The following is an 18567-nucleotide window of genomic DNA, read 5'->3' on the forward strand; positions in this document are numbered from 1 at the left end:
CCGCAATCATTCATTAATGGTTGCGGTTTTCATTTTTATACAATACACTTTATTTTCCAGAATAGTTTTTTGCATTACAGTAATTCTTTCCTGTTTAGAGGATATAAACGGTTATTTTAATTGTTGGAAAATAAATTATATAAATCAACCCTGGATTATAGATGTAAGCTTGAGAAAAAGAATAGAGCTGATTTTATTTTCATTCCTGAAGTATAGAATGTTTTTAGTTTTTTTTGGATACAGTAAGCTTTATGTGAAATCATGATGATCGCTCTAAACCGTTATTATTGCTGTATTTTCTTGTTATCGCCTTTTGATAAGGTTATCTACCATGATTTAATTTATAAACCAGAAATGGGCATAAAAAAGCCGTTTCTATAATTTGAGAAACGGCATGTTGTATTGTTATAAACCTTTTATCAGGCCTGATATCCTAGTAGCTTTCTGATCTGATAGAAGAATCTTTCGATAAGTCTCAGATCTTCAGTTACAATTTCTGCACTTCCTCTAAGTTCTTTATCAAATTTCAGATTTTTATTATAGCTTGTTTTTAATCCTTTTGGTAAAACAACATCTACATAGTAATTCCCTTTATCGTCAGGAATAAGAGATATATTCTGAACTTTCCCTTCTACAATTCCATATTCCTGGAAACGGTAGTTATCCAGTTTGATTAGTACTTTTTCCCCCGGATGGATCTTTCCGGAGTTTGCAGTAGGAACAGACATTCTGCCAACTAATTTCTCTTTGTTTTCAGGAAGGATAGAAACAATAGCTTCTCCAGCTTTTACGAACTGATTTTCGCCGAAAAACTGCTGGAAACTAGCAACACCATCCGTAGATGAAACAACAAGGTAATTTTGTTCCCATAGTTTTAATGCTTTTCTTAATTGTTCAAAAAGCTGTAGGGTTTGTGAAGAATAAGTAATTTTATCTTTTTCTGTATTAATTACTGTTCCGCTTTTGGTTTTATTGAGATTGGAAATCCCCTCTTCAGCCTGTGAAATAGAAATATTGATATTTTCAAGGTTCTGTTGCGCCTGAAGATATTTGATCTTTTCGCTCTCAAGCTCCATAGCAGAAATTACTCCCTGATTGAATAATTCCTGAGACCGTTGAAAATTCTTTCTGGTAAGGTCGTATTTGGCAGATTCCAGGTTTTTCTGCTGTTTTAAAGTGGAAATCCTTGCTCTAGATTCGGAAAGGCTTAGATTGGTGGCCAAATTTTCCGGAGCATAAGGCTGTAATCTTGTAAAAAGTTCCTCATCCTGAAAAGCTTTTGCAAAACTGTTGTATTCTCCCTGCAATTCGCCTAGTTTAAATCTTGAGGTCTGAGCGATAGGAAAGGAGCTAAGCTGATTAGGAGAGGTAGAGTCTATCAGTTTTTTTAATGCGATTACATCTTTATAATTGGCAGCTGACAGCATCACCATCAGTACGTCATTTTTCTTTACTTCCTGATGGTCTTTAATGAATATTTTCTCAATCTTTGAGTTGATTCTTGCTTCTAATTTTTCCGGCGGATTTTGAGAAGTTACTATAATAGGCGCCGGTACAAATTCCGGATATTTTATAATGTAACTCATTACAAAAATGAGTAGAATAATAATGAATATAAGTGTATTTCCCCAGCGAATCATCCAATTAGGAGGCTGGGTAAGGATATCCTGTACACTTTCTGAACGGAGTTCAATATTGTCTAAAACGTCTTCTTTCATTGTTTTTGAGGTAAAATTTCCCCCAATATTTCAGGGGGAATATAATTTAAATACGTGGGCAAGTCCCGTCATACCATGATGGTGGTGAAGTGTCTGCGTCTGGTGGACATGCAATATGATGCATACGACATGGCATCCAGCTACCCAGGCACCATGATCCGCAACAGTTGTCGTCCGGAATTATTACACCTCCACTGACAAAAACTAAATCTTTTCTTGAAAGTTTTTTTAGATTTTTCATAATTAATAGATGTTTTATAATTTCCTACTCTATAAGCTTTTCGGATTCCGCTATATATTGATTCTCTTTGGTTAATTTCCTAATTCAAGCTGATTTCTCACCAATCGGTAATATTCACCGCGCAGATCTACCAATTCGGCATGGCTGCCTTCTTCTACAACTTTTCCTCTGTCCAGTACAATAATCTTATCGGCATGTTTTACAGTAGAAAGTCTATGGGCAATAACGACTGCTGTTTTACCTTTAAAGAACTGTTCAAGGTTTTCCATAATGATCTTCTCATTATTGGCATCTAATGCAGAAGTTGCTTCATCAAATAAAATATATTCAGGAGATTTATAAACGGCTCTTGCAATGAAAAGTCTTTGCTTTTGCCCACCACTTACTCCAACACCTTCATTTCCAATCTTTGTATTATAACTTAGTGGCAATCCTTCAACAAACTCTTTTATATTAGCTATTTCCACGGCACGCCTTAATTTCTTTTTATCAATGTGATCTTCACCAACAGCGATGTTATTGGCAATTGTATCATTAAATACATATCCTTCCTGCATTACAACGCCGCAATGGTCCCTCCAGAACCGTGGGGAAATATTTTTCAGTGCTGTATTTCCAATTTTGATATCTCCATTGTCTGGCTCATAAAACTTCATAAGGAGTTTCAATAAGGTCGTTTTTCCACTTCCGCTGGCTCCAACAATTGCAGTAGTTTTTTGATAGGGAATCGTAAGGCTTAGGTTTTCAAAAACCGGCACGTCAGATCCGATGTATCTGAATGACATATCGGTGATCTCTATATCTCTTTGAGGAATTTCCATTGCATACTGCTCATCTTTACTTTCCTCATCTTCTTTATCGTGAATTTCCCCTAGTCTTTCAAGGGAGATTTTAGCATCCTGAGTTTGTTTAATAAAATCAATAAGCTGAAGAAGCGGGCTGTTTAGCTGTCCAATGATATATTGTACAGAAAGCATCATCCCTAAAGTTAAGTTTCCACTCAATACTAATTTTGCGGAGAGGAAGCTTACCAAGATATCTTTCATCTGATTAATAAAATTTCCTCCTACAGATTGCCATTGCTCTAAAGACAATGATTTTATTCTGATTTTAAATAGTTTTACCTGAAGGAATTCCCAATCCCATCTTTTTTGCTTTTCAGCATTATGCATTTTGATTTCCTGCATTCCGTTGATAAGCTCAATAACTTTACTTTGTTCCTGAGAAACTTGGGAAAATCTTTTATAATCAAGTTCTTTTCTCTTTTTCAGGAAGAAACTGATCCATCCGATATATGCTATTGCCCCTACAAGATAAACAATGAATAGTCTGTAATCATAAAGCAGAAGAACAATACTGAAAATAATCAGGTTGACTAGTGAAAACAGGGTATTTAATGAAGAACTGGTAAGGAGCTGTTCTATTCTATGATGGTCATTGATCCTTTGCATGATATCTCCGGTCATTCTGGTATCAAAAAAGCTGATAGGAAGCTTCATTAATTTGATAAAGAAATCGGAAATAATCGAAATATTGATTCTCGCAGAAAGATGGAGAAGAATCCAGCTTCTGATGGTCTCAATACCCATTCTGCCAAAGAATAACATAATTTGTGCGAGCAGGACAAGATAAATAAAATTAATATCCTGATTTTGTATTCCAACGTCTACAATACTCTGGGTAAGAAATGGAAAAACCAGGGATAGTAAACTTCCTGCGAGAAGTCCTACGGCCAGTTGAAGAACAAGTGATTTGTATTTAAGAAGATATTTGGAAAGGAATGAAAAACTAGCTTTACTTTCTTCATTGTCAAATTCGGTTTGAAAGAATGCCGGTGTTGTTTCCAGAATAAGAGCTATTCCTTCCTCAGTGTTTTCGTTCGCATTTTCTCCGATCCATGATTTGATGAATTCCTCTTGATTGTAAGTAATCAATCCGTAGCTGGGATCAGAGATGTATATCTTATTATTTTTATCAACCTTATAAACAACGACAAAGTGATTTTTATTCCAGTGTACAACACATGGAAGTGGAACTTCTTCTACGAGGGTTTTAAAGTCGACCTGAACTCCTAATGAACGGAACCCAAGATTTTCTGCAGCATCACTCAATCCAAGAAGGCTGCTTCCTTCACGGGTAGTTTCAGAAAGGGCCCGGATTTGTTGCAGGGATATACTTTTACCGTAATATTTACTTACAATTCTAAGACATGTAGGTCCACAGTCTTTAGTGTCTGGTTGTTTATAAAAAGGAAATTTTTTCAAAACTAATAATCATTATAAAATGTCGTCATATTCTGACGACATTTTTACTTTATTCAATATTATAACTCAATGAAATGATGTACTAGTAGTAGCACCATTTGTTACATGCATTTATAGCACCCTCTTTAGGTGGATTGATTTTGGATTCGCAATAGCTCGCTTCAGATTGAATTCTTGCACATTCCTGAGTAATACCACCTTTCAGAATTCTTAGGCCTTCTCTTGAAAGTTTTTTTAGATTTTTCATAATAAATAGTTTTTGGGTTACCTACTCTTTTGTAGCTTTTCGGATATCGCTTTTGTTTTTCCTAAGATAGTGAATTTTGAATCACTGGCTATGATTAAATTTCTTCGTCTTCTATTAACTCATCAACAAAGAACGAAATATCTTCTCTATCATATTTTTCCGGAAACTGATAGCCGTTAATCACAAGGATAGGGGTGAAGTTAAGCCCTGCATTACTGTTTTCTACAGACATTTGAACTAGTGAATCCATATTTTCTGATGTAACAACTCCTCCGGATAGAATATTGACTTTGTTCTCGTCCCTTGTTTCGAACCATTCTTCAACGGCATGTAAGAATTCTTTTTCTGTCTTATTATTGTAGATATAGGTAAGGTCCGAAATCAATGCATTGTATTTCTCATTAGATCTTTCAGGAGTATAGTTGAATCTCATTTGTAAGGAAACATCCTCTGGATATTTCTTTAAAAGACTTTCTGCCAGTTTATGGCCATCTTTACAGAAGCCACAATAAGGATTGGAAATAATGGAAATACGAAGCCTTGCATCTTTTTTTCCTACTGAAAATGTTTCAGTATCCTGAAATTCTATTTTATCTTTTTCTAATAGCTGGCTTTTGAAAAGTTCATAGTTTCTCTTGAATCTAAGGTTTTTAGCATTCGATTTCTGAAGTTCTTCTTTCTGTTCAAGCAGGGTATTAGAATACATTACTGCTGAAAAGATTACTGCCCATAAAATAACTGTTAGTAAAAGGGCTCCAATTCCAAAAGAGAGATTCTGAAAAAAGAAAGCACTGATAATTAATTGCCCAACAAGGATTGATATAATTAACAAACAAACTCTACAAAATGTCTTTTCAACAAAAGCCTGGATATACAAAGAATAACCAATTGCAAGTATGGAAACGAAAGTAAATCCTTTTACAATATAAGCCGTGGCTGGTAAAAATAATCCTAATATGGCAAGTCCGATAAAGTAAATTAATGAGAAGTCTGAAAATTTCAACCCTAATATACTGGTCTTATCTTGTTTGATAATTCTGTCACATGAATTAGCGGTTTGAGCAGCTGGAGTGGCTCCGCAGATGCTTCCAATTACACTGGAAGTATTTCCAAATTTTTGATTGAATAATTCTAATGAAATATAAACACCAGCTAATGAAAGAAGATTAAAGAGCGCTTCAAGTGGTTCTTGATATATAAATGAATAGATAAGAATCACTGCAAAAACAGCGTATAAAATTGGTTTGAAATTGAAGGTTGCTTTATTTTCTGCATTTTCAGTCTTTTCAAACAAAAGAACAAAATCTGTAGAATTCTTGTAAAGTTCTTCTTTGTCTAGTGTTTTTGCTTTTTCAGAATAAACAGAATAATTACTTCCAGATTTTTTTACCAGTGAGAACGAATTGTCAACAATAGCAATAAATTCTTCCGGAAGCTCGTCCCAATATTCTTTGTCAAGTTGATAGGCATCATTTTTTACTCCCAAAAAGTTTAATGTATCACTGAAGGCTAATGCAGACGGATAATTGGGGTGAGAGTTAAACTGGAAAATAAATTCCTGCTTATCAAGTTTTAGGTAGTTAATTAGTTTATCAAAAATCATATTAATATTTTCAACTAAAATACACAGATGTTTTAAATTAACAAAAGAATTTTTCTTTTATTAGTGAGATATAAGGTGGTATTGGTAGATTTGATTTGAATATCAATATTTTATTTTACAGAATTCGGCTTTAAAACCAAGTTTCCTAAATTATAATATTGTATTGCTTTTTGATGGAAAGGATTTTGACTCCAGTCTTCCCAAGTGCATGTATATGGATTATAACCACATTTTAAAGGTTTTGAAATATCAAGGCCCTCTTTATTCTTGTGGGTTCTTTCTGTGTAAGCACGGCAATCAGTACAAACATACCGAAACTCACAATCTTTACAAATTTCTATTTTGTCTTTAGTGAGGTTCCAATACTTTTTGAAATTGTTTTGTATCAGAACCTCTTCAAGACTTGATTGATGGATGTTTCCAAATTTTTCCGGCATTAAAGGGCAGTTCTTTATATTACCGTTGATATCAATTCCTATTTTTTTGTGTAAACAGGAATTGTGATTAATTGCTTCAAGAACTTTTGGAAGATTGGTATTGAAATATTTTAGATCTATTTTTCCGCAAGCGGATATTTTGATGTTTTCATGGTTAAAGTTTATCGTAAATCTAAATACTTCTGTGGTCTTAAAAGGGATCTTTTTGCAATCGTAAAAAAAGAAATTATAAATTCTTGTGGTTGTTTGGTTGAGTATTTGGAAAAATTCCTCATCTAAAGCATTATGAAATGGAGAGTATATTTCTATACCTTCTAAAACAGAGCCTTTAAATTTATTGTCTATAGCTTGGTATTCTTCAAGAGAAAGTTTCTTAGTACAATAAATTGTTAAATGTTTTACCCCTAAGTTGTTGATAGAGTTTGTTATCCTGTCAAGAATAATGATATCATCAATTTCAATGAAAACATTTGAGACTTTGCTTACCTCCTGGAACTCATAGGACATGGGAAGAAAGCTCCTATCCCAATCATCATTTGTTATAAAACCATATTCTTTTTCTAGCAGAAAGTCTATATATTCATGAATAATCTCTTTAGATTCAGCATCATAATTTTCTAAGATATTTTCAATAGAATCATTTTTCAGCTCCTCGATAATATCATATAATTCCAAAGGATAAAGATCTGATATTTTCCTCTGAAGATCAGAGATCAAAATTCTTCCGGCACCTTTGGTGATTAAAATATTACTGAATAGGTTAAAATATCTCATAATAATCTTGTAAGTGCTTTTATTGGCCTTTCCCTCATCAGATAATCTGTTTGATAGACTTCACACTCTATATAGTTTATGTTAATACTGGTTTTATCATTAGATTTTTTAGTGCCAAGCTTTTCAATAAATTTAAAGGTAAGAGGTAATTTATTTTTTTCTTCTTTAAATAATTTTTTCATAAATATTGTGCTATTTCTTTTTCTAATGAATAGTTGCAGATTTCTGATAGCCCAATGAACTGACCTGTAGGATTAACTTCCAAAAAGTAGAATGTGTCTCCACTTTTTATAAAGTCTATCGAGCCACAGCTTAAGTCCAGTGATTGCATAAGCAGATGCGTTTTTTCTTCAATGTCTTCAGGAAGTTGGTATTGTACTTTTCTATTGGGCTTTTTATAATTATATTTTCTAAAATCGGTTTTAGTCTGCTCATCATTTTGAGAAATAATAGCAGTAGACCACATTTTACCAGCCAGATAAAAGCTTCTTATTTCAAAGTCCTTTTCAATTTTTTCCTGAAAAAAGGTGATGAAGAATTCTTCCTTCTCTTTTTCCTGTATTACTGAAGTGTAAATGATGCCGTTGAAGTTTTTCTCGACAGAATCTAATATTACATTTTCTGTAATGGGTTTTGTAATTGTTTTATTGATAACAACTTCATCTGTGTTTTCTGCTAGAAAATATTCTGGAACTTCTAACCCAATTTTTTTTGCCTGCTCCAGGACCAAAAGTTTATTGACATGATTGTTGCTCTGTTTATTAATGCTTTTTTTTGATTCCAAGGTTTTTATCACGTAATCTTCCAGCCAATGTTGGTGTTCATCCATATGGTGGTTGGCAGCATTATTATCATAGGATAGGCGTTTGAATTTTAAACCTCCTCTTCTGTACCATGTACTTGCAATTTCATCCAGAAAAAAATTGTTTCTGTCACTCACCAAATAAATTCTTTTTTTATCAGCCTTAATTTCAAAAAACTCATCTTCATGCACTCGAATAAACTTCTTTCCCATTGCCGAAAGATATTTGATAACTTTTGTGGTTGTAGAATCTCCGTTATTCGATATGATGAGTATCATCCTGTTTTAGTTTTTTAAAAAAATCTTTTCTTATTTTGGAACTGTGTTTCATACTTGGAATTCCCAGGCTTTTCCGGTTACGGTCAGTCAGTGCACTGTCTTTTACAGGAATCATATTAAAACCATATAGTGTAATTTTTTTATGGGCTCCTAAGTAGGTATCCTCCATTCTTGCATAATCACGCGGGGAGAAATCTCCTGATTTTACATATTCCAATAATTTTTCCTTTATAAAAGGATAATTTTTTTTGGACTCAACCATATGAGTGATAAAGGTTGGCATAGGAAACCATCCTATTTTTTGAGGTGTTGGAAATCCATGATTTTTAAAGGTCCATATAAGAAAATTTGCGTTTTTCTCTACATTTTTTCTGGTCAATGCTGTATCAAGAGGACGACCTGCCTGATCTCTTATCAGAGCAATCTTGAAAGAGTCAACCAGCTTTTTATCTAGTCCTTGTTTCCATTCTGTTATTTTTTCTTCAACAGATGCATTGTCTATTCCATATTTATTAAAAAGAGGCAGATACTTTTTATATTCGTCTCCATTAGGGGCAATCAGAGAAATTAATTGATAAAGACTTTTTTTTCCACCAAAGTCTTCATTATACTGATCAGCAAGAGTGATATAAGTTGCATATTCTTCAATACGGTCCTGATTTTTAGGATCATATTCTTTGAAAATTTGCCTGTACTCATTTACAGCTAATTTAGGATTGTTGGCCAGTCTATATATGCTGTCAATCTCGTTCACCTTATTATAATAAGTTATATAGTTTTTTTTACAAGATGTAAGGAATAATAAAATGATAAGAGAGAGAAATGGTAAAATTTTCATAAATAATTCAATTTAATAATATGGATAAAAAGGAGGGATATTCACCCTCCCTTTTTCTTTTTCATATGTTTAGCAAACTTCTAGTCTACCAATATAATCACCTCCATTAGATGTATAATGGTCAGCTTCATAGCATCCTGGCGTTGTAACTGCAGCACTAGACTCAATAGCATAAGATCTTAGACTACCATTAACTGATTTTAAATCGTCTCTTTTTAGTTTTTTGTTTTCTAAAGAAGAAAAACCTTTCTTCATTCCTGTTAACTTTTTCATTGTTAAAATTTTTTTTTGAATTAATATTTTCTTGCCATATATCCCAGGCTTGGGAAGGTGCTGATCAGCTTGTATATTCATATTTTGTACTGTACACATACAAAAAAATAAATTTTGTGTTTTTACCTGAAGCAAACTTACACAAGAACAAATCGTAAAAAAAGTCTTAAGGTTGTAGATTTATAAATCTACATATATGAATTTATAAAAATAGAATATTAAATCACTTGTATATCAATTGGTTATTGTTGTTTTGAGGATCGTTTAAACTATCAATTTCTTTAATATACATAGAAAGAGTAGTGCCTGTTTTTTTCTTAAAAGCTAAAGAAAATGCCTGTTCATTATTGTACCCCAGCTCTTCAGCAATGACAGATAATTTGTAGGAACGGAATTTTTTATCTTTTACTAATCTGTTTAAAGCAAAATCTATTCTAAGATCATTAAGATAACTCGCAAAGTTTTTGCTTTTATGAGTATTGATTATTTCTGATAAATAGGTCGTATTTGTTTTTATATTTTTGGCTAGGCTGGCTAATGTAATACCCTTTTTTAAGAAAAGTTCTTTAGATTCAAATATCCTCAATTCTTGTAATATAAATTGAGTGACTTCCTCGGAAATAATCTTAGGGGCTTTATCATTTTGTTCACTTTGCTCTGGAGCCTCAATATGAGCTGTTTTAAAGGTACTAACTTCATTTTTTTCATCTTCATTTCTCTCTTCAATATTTCTCTTTTCAACCAGATTGATTAAATCCTGAGCAATTTTTCTTTGCTCTTTTTCTGTTTTCTTAGATTTATAATATAAATATATAATGAATAAAAGGATTAATAAAAGTATCCCCACAGAAATATAGAGCACTCTTTTTCTAGTCTTTAACTCTCCAATGATATCTTCTTTTTCTTGCAGAAGATTGGGGGTATCATACTTTCTTGGTATTTCTGTTGAAAGATATTTGAATTGCTCATCAAGCTTTTGATCTACTTTTAGAAAGCGTTCAATATAGTAAAGTTGTTGCTCTTTGTTGTTTTTCTCTTTATAGTAATCAATAAGAAAAGTATAGACATCCCTCAGTTCAGGAAATGTATATCCACTTTTTGCAATGATGGAATCCAGTTTAGTATAATTTTCTACGGCTTTCTCCTTGTTTTTTAACCCCTCATAAGATTTACCAATATTTAAAAGAGAGTAGTTCATATTCTGATCTTGGATACCAGAAAAATATTGATAAGCTTTTAAAAAATTTTTGACTGCAACATCATATTTTTTTAATTTTAAATTATATGCTCCTACATAATAAATATATTGATGATTAACGTATTTGTTTTGGGAAGTCAATGGCGCTTTTAGCCCTTCATTAATCAGAATATTAGCAGAATCCAATTTATTAAGTTCAACATAACAATAGATAAGGCTTATGCGCATTTGATTATGCTGAGATTCATCTGTGATACCATCTCCGTTATATAAATAATATCTGAATGTTTTGGCAGCATCGGCATTTTTACCCATATAGCTATTTAAATAGGCAATATTCATATTAGCATAGGCAATCTGTTTCTTGTCTTTTTGGGCTTTTGAGTGTTGTAATCCTAAAATATAATTGTCTAAAGCATATTTTAAATTATCATACTTATAATAAAGATTTCCCTTCATCAAATAAGTCTGAGAGGGATATATAGTTCCTTTTAAGTTTTTGGTAATGATGGCTGCACTATCCAGATACTTTAGAGCGTTTGAAAAATTTTCATTGAAATGAATAAGAACATATCCATCTGCTGTCTGAAGAGTATTTTGCTCCTTTTTAGCCTTTTGGAGGTAATATTTCGCTATAGTTTTAGCTTGATCGGTCTTTATATTTTCAAAATAATTATAAAATTTATTTTTCAATTCTTTATAGCTATATGTTTCTAAGCTATCATTTATTTTATTTTGTGAATAAAGTAAATTACTTAAAAGAATAAATAAAAAAAGGGCTTTAAATCTCATCATATTATATAAATACAGTACAAATTTACATTTTTTAATCCAAAAAAAAATTAATAATAAGTAAAGTGAATTTTAGTTTAACTGGTTGCTTTACAGTAGTTTTTTGTGTTTTTATTATACTTCGAATTTATAAATCTATAGTATAAGTTTTAATGTAATTTAAAAAATATTACTTTCTTTGTAAGGCAAAACCTACAACATAAACAAACATGAAAAAGAGGGGAAAAGAAGAAAAAAGACTATCTTTAAACAAGATGCAAATGATGAAAGCAAGTCAAATGAAAACCATTCGCGGAGCTTTTGGTATTACACTTGGTTTTAATGAAAATGGAAGTGATGATCCACCTCCAACACCTTTTCAAACAGCCAGCGGTAAATAATTTTTAAGAATAATGAAAATAAGAATATTTGTTATTTTCTGTTTGTTATCTGTTTGCATTCATGCTCAAAAAACAAATCTAGCTCCATCAAAACCTGTTACTGACAGATATTTTGAAACTAGCATTGTGGATGAATACAGAAATTTAGAAAATATAGAAGATGTCCAAACTCTAAATTGGATGAAGTCACAGACTGCATACACCAATTCTGTTCTTGATCGGATTCCGAAAAAGAATTATTATTTAGAGAAAAGGTTAGAAATTGATAAGAGACAAGGCAGTTCTGTATCTAACTTAAAAATATCAGGTAATAATAAATATTTTTATTTAAAGAAGAAGGGAGATGAGAAAGTAGAGAAATTGTATTATCGCAATGGATTTACAGGGAAAGAAGAATTACTTTACGATCCTGCTCATTACAAAAGCACCGAAACTAACCACAATTTTGTTATCAATAGTATAAATCCTAGTTGGGATGGTAATAAAATTGCTTTTTCCATGTCTGAAAAAGGGAATGAATTGGCAGATATACTTATTATGGATGTCAAAACAAAATATATTCATCCTGAAATTATTACGAATGGCGCTCCTGCTACTTTTAGTGGAATAAAATGGATAGATGATAACAGTGGCTTTTTCTATGTTGCATTTTCGGTAACAGATCCTAAATCTAAAAATTTTTATAGAAATACACGAACTGTTTTGTATAAAATAGGTACGGACCCCAACACTATTCGTGAGGTTTTTTCTGCCAAAAATAATCCTAATCTCAACATCACTGAGGATCAGTATCCTATGATTTTAAATTTTGATTTAGATCAGGATTATTATATAGGAATGGTAGTAGATTATCAAACCTACAGAAAAACCTACATCATTAAGAAAAATGATTTACTAGATGGTAAGAATAATTGGAAAGCTCTTTCTGATCCAAGTGATAAAGCAAAAAGCCTAGAAGTACGAAAAGATCAGATTATATTTCAATCAAGCTATAATTCTCCATTTGTTAAGCTTTGTAAAACCAATATTAAAAACCCTGACTTCAAGAATGCAGAGATTTTGATACCTGAAAAGAAGGATGAAATCATTAAAAGTTATGAGGTCACTAAGGATGGTATTTATTATACAACTACGAAAAACGGAGTAGAATCTAAATTGTATTTATATAAAAACGGAATAGATACTCCTATTCAACTTCCTTATCCATCAGGGAATATTGGGTTAGAAGTTAAAGATGAAAAATCTTCAGATATATGGGTGACATGTTCAGGTTGGGCCAATGATGAACAGCGTTTTAGCTATGATTTAAAAACGAATACTTTCAAACCGGAAAATATTGCTCCGGTTGCAGAATATCCTGAATTTAAAAACATTGTAGTTAAAGAAATTACTATAAAGGCAAGAGATGGCGAAGAAGTTCCGGTGTCTTTAATTTATAATAAAGACATTGTGAAAAATGGGAAAAATCCATTATTAATTGATTCTTACGGGTCTTATGGATTATCCAGTACTCCTTTTTTTGCCAAAACTTACTTATTGTGGGTAAATGAAGGAGGAATAGTAGCCATTGCCCATGTAAGAGGAGGTGGTGAAAAGGGCGACCAATGGAGGCTCGCAGGCTTTAAATCTACAAAGCCTAATACGTGGCGAGACCTAATTGACTGTACAGAATATTTAATCAATGAAAAATATACTTCCAAAGAAAAGGTCGCTATCTGGGGAGCAAGTGCAGGAGGGATTACCGTGGGACGAGCTATGACCGAAAGGCCAGATCTTTTTAAGGCTGTTATTGCAGAAGTGGGAGCATTGAATATGCTTAGAGATGAAGCCGCTGTCAATAGCCAGCCCAAAGAATTTGGATCTGTAAAAGATCCGGAAGAGTTCAAAGGAGTGTTGGAAATGGATGCTTATCAAAATATAAAAAAGGGGATACAATATCCTGCTACCTTTATTACTGGAGGAATGAATGATCAGAGAGTAACCCCATGGATGCCTACAAAATTTGCGGCTAAATTAATAGCTGATAACGCTTCTGATAATCCTATATTATTGAAAATAGACTTTGAAGGAGGACATTCCGGTAATGTTCCTATAGCACAGAGATATGCCAATATAGGAGATATGTTTGAATTTGCACTATGGCAACTAGGACATCCTGACTACCAGCCTAAAGAAGAAATAAAAAAATAAATGTCTCGTTTTCCTTATCAATTTTTCGAAGAATATATTGTACGTACTCCTTTATTTTCATGTAAAAGATTTCTTGAAGCGGTAAATAAAGATAAAATTTCTGATGAAGAATTAAAAAATGAAATTGCCGCTCAATCGGTTTTTCTGGAAGCAATTTATTTAGCTTCACCTGATTTGTATGAGGAAATTACAAGATGGCTTTACTCAGAAAAAGACCTTTTACCAAAAGAACACCAAAAACTAAAACATACTTTATTAAAATACTATAGCCGAATGAGTACCCGTTGTACGCCATTCGGCTTATTTTCTGGAGTTGGGCTAGGGGAGTTTAGGGAAGACTATGACAACTCAGAATTGCATAATGATAATGTAATTCGGGATACAAAATTGGATATGTATTTTCTGGTATCTCTGGCTCAATATTTCGTTAAAAAAAAAGAGATAAGAGATAAGCTGTTGTTTTATCCTAATAATACGATTGATAGAGTAGGAAAAAAAATACGATATATAGAGTATCAATATTCAGGAGGTAAAAGAGATTACATTATCTCATCGGCTCCGCTTTCTGAAGAATTGCAAGAATTATTACAATTTTCAAAACAAGGAAAGACCATACAGGAACTTTCAGAAATCCTTATTTCGGAAGAAATAACTCAAGAAGAGGCCTCAGAGTTTATAGAAGAACTGATTGATAATCAGGTTCTAGTAAGTGAGATTGAACCTAATGTTTCAGGAATGGATTTTTTAGATATTATCATTTCTGTTTTAGAAAGACTCAAGGCAAATGAAGTCAATATTTTGATTTCTATAAAAGATAGACTTAATAAGTTAGATCAAAATATAGGAAATGAGGTTTCAGACTATGTTGAGATTGAAGATCTCATTGCATCTTTTGGAATAGAATATGAACGGAAATATCTATTTCAAACCGACTTATATTATAGACATCAATTGGCTTTATCATCGTCTTGGAAAAAAGATATTAAAAGAGCATTTAGTTTTTTGAATAAAATAACCCTAGCTCAAGAAGATACTCGTTTAGAAAAATTCAAGAAAGCTTTTTATGACCGATTTGAAACAGAGGAAATATCATTGCAATATGTTCTAGATTCTGAGATAGGTATTGGTTATAAACAAAATATATCAATAAGAGGAGTTCATCCGTATTTAGACGACCTAGGACTTCCAATCTCTAAAAGAAATAAAAAGATAAGTATTGAGCTGAATCTGATTCAAAAGATCCTTAATGAGAAGTTACAGGATGCATTATTAGAAAACCAATACAGGATAGAATTATCGGATGATGATTTTGAAGGCTTAGAAGAAAATTGGCAAGATCTACCTGATACAATCTCTTTTTTGACAGAAATTATATCAGAGGATAATAAAGAAAAATTATTCTTAAATGGGAGTACAGGAAGTAGTGCTGCCAATTTATTAGGAAGATTTTGTTCTGAAAAATCTGAAATACATAAGCTTACCAAAGCTATTGCCGATAAAGAAGAAGCTTTGAATCCTGAATACATTTTGGCAGAGGTAATTCACTTACCTGAAGCCAGAATCGGTAATGTGGTGAGAAGACCTACAATAAGGAATTATGAAATTCCCTACATGGCACAATCTGTTTTGCCGGAAGAAAACCAAATAACACTAGATGATCTTTATATTTCATTGCAAGGCAATAGATTTGTTTTACGATCCAAAAGGCTTAATAAAGAAATAAGACCGTATTTGACAAATGCTCATAATTATTTTCAAAATACACTACCCGTTTATCATTTCCTTTCTGATCTGTATTCTCAGGAAATAAGAAAAGGATTGTATTTTGATTGGGGAGGATTGAATGATATTTACAGATTTCTACCAAGAGTAGAATATAAAAATATCATTCTTGTAAAAGCTCGTTGGAAAATCTCAGATAAAGAGATTATCTTTTTAGATGAGTTTATTTTAGATCAAGCTAACTTTTTATCCGAACTAAAAAACTGGAGGACCAAAAGGAAAGTTCCTACATGGATACAATGGGCAGAGTCAGATAATACTTTAGCTCTACACCTTGACAATTACGATATGGCCATGCTTTTTATCCAGGCCGTTAAAAAGAAAAGAACAATCATGATAGAAGAGTTTTTATATAATGAAAATGAAAACTTTAAACATGAATTTGTTTTTGCAATGTATAAATTAAAATAAATATTGATGATAAGAAAGTTTATTCCCGGAAGTGAGTGGCTATATGTCAAAATTTATACAGGAGTGAAAACAGCAGATGTTATTTTGGATGAGGCTCTAGTCCCTTTATTACAGAAGCTGCAAGAGGAAGACCTGATAAAGAAATGGTTTTTTATTCGTTATTATGATCCACGGGTCCATCTTCGACTTCGTTTTGAACTTTCAGACCTTAATAATTTTAGTAGGGTGGTTTCGTTAATAAATAACTCCCTGGAGGAATATAGAGATTCTGGAGAAGTATCGGAATGTATCATAGATGTTTACCGGAGAGAAATTGAACGATATGGAGAAAAAACAATGGAAGAAGCTGAGCTTTTATTTTGGAAAAGCAGTGAGTGTATACTTTATGAATATCTTCATTTCGATGATGAAGAAAAAATTATGGTATGCCTTTATTATATTGATAAGGTATTAGAATATCTAGGGTTGTCCATGGAAGAAAAACTAAATTGGATCCACGAATTTAATCTTGCTTTTAAACAGGAATTCAATGCAGATAAAAAGCTAAATACTCAGCTTGATAAAAAATATAGAATATTTATTACTAAATATCAGGACTTTATTGAATTGGAGGATTATATTCCTTTTAGATCCGATATACTAAATAATATTCATGAATCTAAGGAAGCCCTGCAACATATAAAACATCATTCAAACTCTCTTCAGCACTTTTTTTCTAGTGTATTTCATATGCATATCAATCGAATTTTTGTTTCAAATCAACGACTGTTTGAAATGATTGTTTATGATTATTTATTCAGATATTATAAGAGCCTGGCTTTTAGAAGTAACAGAACGATATAATATGGGGAATATTTAATCCATATCCCACTATAATTTGGGCTCAAAGAAATTCCCATTTCTATTTAAAATAGATGGGGAATTTAATGAAAGAGTAGGAGAGGAATAGTGGAGATATTTTGAATTTTCGGAAGGATAACTCTAATTTTTTACTCATTCAAAATCCAGAATAAATGGAATATTTTATGTTTAAATAAATATTTGGTTTTGTAAATTTTTCGCAGTTTAACTATAATTTGTTTATTATTTTAATAGTATATGTAAGGTGTGATTGTAATTCATGTTAACTACTGTCGAACTCAAAAAAACTTAAAAAATCATAAAGTTTTCATAAAGTTTCAAAAAAGAAAAGAAATGTTTTTGTATTTATAAAATATGTCGTACTTTTACATCGCCTTGAATGAGGGAACAAGTCAAGGTAATAAATTTTTTTTCATCATTTGTGTTTTTAGAATCGTATCGCCTGATACGATTCTTTTTTTATGCCTATTTTCATAGTTTAGAAGGAGATCAATAAAGTAAGAATACGTCACTGAACCTTCCTGTTGGTTGCTCTTCAGAAACAGATTATTCGTGAATCCAAAGAAGTTATCCAACCAACCCTGATGCCTGAGTACAAAACTTTTCTCATAAGCCTGGTCTCTTTTCATTCCGGGAGAGTAATTTTGGATAACTGATTTTACAAATTCCGGATCTTTATCAACTATAAAATGTAAAAGACTTTTCAATGTAAAATATTCAGTACTGTATCGTAGCTCAGAATTACTGGAATGAACTCCTATCAGATACCCAATAAAATTAGCCTCCTGTTCTCTCGCGAAACCAAGTTGATGAGAACTTTCATGGGCTGTTGTAAAAGGGATGAAAGTATGGGGCAATTCAGCGTTATATTGTGCTTCTGCGGTAAAAGGATTATAATATCCTAATATCCCAGTAAAGTTCATTACATTTTTAAATAAACTAGGTTTAATAGAAAGAATTTGAGGCGCCTTTTTATCCGAAATATATTTTGGAAGCTGAGTTTGCCGGAATAAAATTTCCTGTTGTACTGCCCTAAGATTGGTGACAATGAAGATCCCATTATGGTCCTCATGTATCGATGCACGGGTAAGTTTACATTTTTCCAGATAATGTAAGGCCAGTTTTTTTGCTTTATTTAGGTCAGGAGTATCTTGACTGGAAAGTTTCTTAATGATTGGAGTCTGGAAATAAAGCATTCCCCAGAATATCTGATAAGTAAAGTAAAAGATGTTTACAATGATAAGGATTCTTAACAGTGAAGTATTCCTGTTTTTCTTTTTAAATAACGCAATAAGGCTATATAAAAGAACAATTCCCAATACGACATAGATAATGTCTCCCACTGAAAAAGAAAGCCCACTGAAGATCATCTGATGAAGTCTTTTCTGGAACTCGAAGAATTTTTCAAAAAAAGAAATCATCAATAAAGATTTTGAAAAACCATAAAACAAAAGAAATTGGGCAAGTAATACACCTG

16 protein-coding genes are annotated in these 18567 nt (G+C 32.1%); 4 read left to right on the forward strand and 12 right to left on the reverse strand.

Features of this window, described 5'->3' with window-relative positions:
- Positions 1-419 precede the first annotated feature (419 nt).
- From EL260_RS04010 to EL260_RS04050, 11 genes are all read right to left on the reverse strand, one after another.
- Positions 420-1718, reverse strand: a complete 1299-nt coding sequence (locus EL260_RS04010; RefSeq protein WP_123858953.1) for an HlyD family secretion protein — start codon at positions 1716-1718, stop codon at positions 420-422.
- Between the two features lie 46 nt (positions 1719-1764).
- A complete protein-coding gene (locus EL260_RS26245; RefSeq protein ID WP_449506069.1) occupies positions 1765-1959 on the reverse strand; it encodes a bacteriocin-like protein in 195 nt (64 codons plus the stop codon).
- A gap of 71 nt (positions 1960-2030) precedes the next feature.
- Positions 2031-4223 carry a peptidase domain-containing ABC transporter gene (locus tag EL260_RS04015; RefSeq protein ID WP_123858954.1) on the reverse strand — a complete coding sequence of 731 codons (2193 nt, stop codon included), beginning with the start codon at positions 4221-4223 and terminating at the stop codon, positions 2031-2033.
- Between the two features lie 82 nt (positions 4224-4305).
- Positions 4306-4470, reverse strand: a complete 165-nt coding sequence (locus tag EL260_RS25465) for a bacteriocin-like protein (RefSeq protein WP_164466599.1) — start codon at positions 4468-4470, stop codon at positions 4306-4308.
- 94 nt (positions 4471-4564) lie between these two features.
- Positions 4565-6073, reverse strand: coding sequence for a vitamin K epoxide reductase family protein (locus EL260_RS04020; protein WP_123858955.1), 1509 nt, complete (start codon positions 6071-6073; stop codon positions 4565-4567).
- Positions 6074-6183: 110 nt separating this feature from the next.
- Entirely contained in the window at positions 6184-7284 is a 1101-nt protein-coding gene (gwsS, locus tag EL260_RS04025; RefSeq protein ID WP_123858956.1) for a grasp-with-spasm system SPASM domain peptide maturase, read from the reverse strand.
- Complete coding sequence (locus EL260_RS04030) at positions 7281-7466, reverse strand: hypothetical protein (RefSeq protein ID WP_123858957.1); 186 nt, start codon at positions 7464-7466, stop codon at positions 7281-7283. The genes gwsS and EL260_RS04030 overlap by 4 nt, the downstream gene beginning before the upstream one ends.
- Entirely contained in the window at positions 7463-8365 is a 903-nt protein-coding gene (gwsG, locus tag EL260_RS04035; RefSeq protein ID WP_123858958.1) for a grasp-with-spasm system ATP-grasp peptide maturase, read from the reverse strand. The genes EL260_RS04030 and gwsG overlap by 4 nt, the downstream gene beginning before the upstream one ends.
- Positions 8343-9203, reverse strand: coding sequence for a hypothetical protein (locus tag EL260_RS04040; protein ID WP_123858959.1), 861 nt, complete (start codon positions 9201-9203; stop codon positions 8343-8345). Before EL260_RS04040 ends, gwsG begins: the two co-directional genes overlap by 23 nt.
- Positions 9204-9272: 69 nt before the next feature.
- Positions 9273-9557 (reverse strand): TIGR04139 family peptide modification target, encoded by a 285-nt coding sequence (locus EL260_RS04045; protein WP_164466600.1) that lies wholly within the window; start codon positions 9555-9557, stop codon positions 9273-9275.
- A gap of 142 nt (positions 9558-9699) precedes the next feature.
- The gene (locus EL260_RS04050) at positions 9700-11133 is read right to left on the reverse strand and encodes a helix-turn-helix domain-containing protein (RefSeq protein WP_164466601.1); all 1434 of its coding nucleotides are present in this window, start codon (positions 11131-11133) and stop codon (positions 9700-9702) included.
- 542 nt (positions 11134-11675) lie between these two features.
- Here EL260_RS04050 and EL260_RS25470 point away from each other — a divergent pair.
- From EL260_RS25470 to EL260_RS04065, 4 genes are read left to right on the forward strand one after another with little or no spacing between them, the layout of a single operon-like run.
- Positions 11676-11846, forward strand: coding sequence for a hypothetical protein (locus EL260_RS25470; protein WP_164466602.1), 171 nt, complete (start codon positions 11676-11678; stop codon positions 11844-11846).
- A 12-nt stretch (positions 11847-11858) separates the two neighbouring features.
- Positions 11859-14036, forward strand: coding sequence for a prolyl oligopeptidase family serine peptidase (locus EL260_RS04055; protein ID WP_123858962.1), 2178 nt, complete (start codon positions 11859-11861; stop codon positions 14034-14036).
- The gene (locus EL260_RS04060; RefSeq protein ID WP_123858963.1) at positions 14037-16229 is read left to right on the forward strand and encodes a lantibiotic dehydratase family protein; all 2193 of its coding nucleotides are present in this window, start codon (positions 14037-14039) and stop codon (positions 16227-16229) included.
- A gap of 6 nt (positions 16230-16235) precedes the next feature.
- Entirely contained in the window at positions 16236-17072 is an 837-nt protein-coding gene (locus tag EL260_RS04065; RefSeq protein ID WP_228445299.1) for a thiopeptide-type bacteriocin biosynthesis protein, read from the forward strand.
- A gap of 410 nt (positions 17073-17482) precedes the next feature.
- Here EL260_RS04065 and EL260_RS04070 read toward each other — a convergent pair whose 3' ends face one another.
- Positions 17483-18511 carry a DUF3810 domain-containing protein gene (locus EL260_RS04070; protein WP_228445301.1) on the reverse strand — a complete coding sequence of 343 codons (1029 nt, stop codon included), beginning with the start codon at positions 18509-18511 and terminating at the stop codon, positions 17483-17485.
- Positions 18512-18567 lie beyond the last annotated feature (56 nt).

It is taken from the genome of Chryseobacterium nakagawai, from assembly GCF_900637665.1.
Classification (GTDB): Bacteria; Bacteroidota; Bacteroidia; order Flavobacteriales; family Weeksellaceae; genus Chryseobacterium; species Chryseobacterium nakagawai.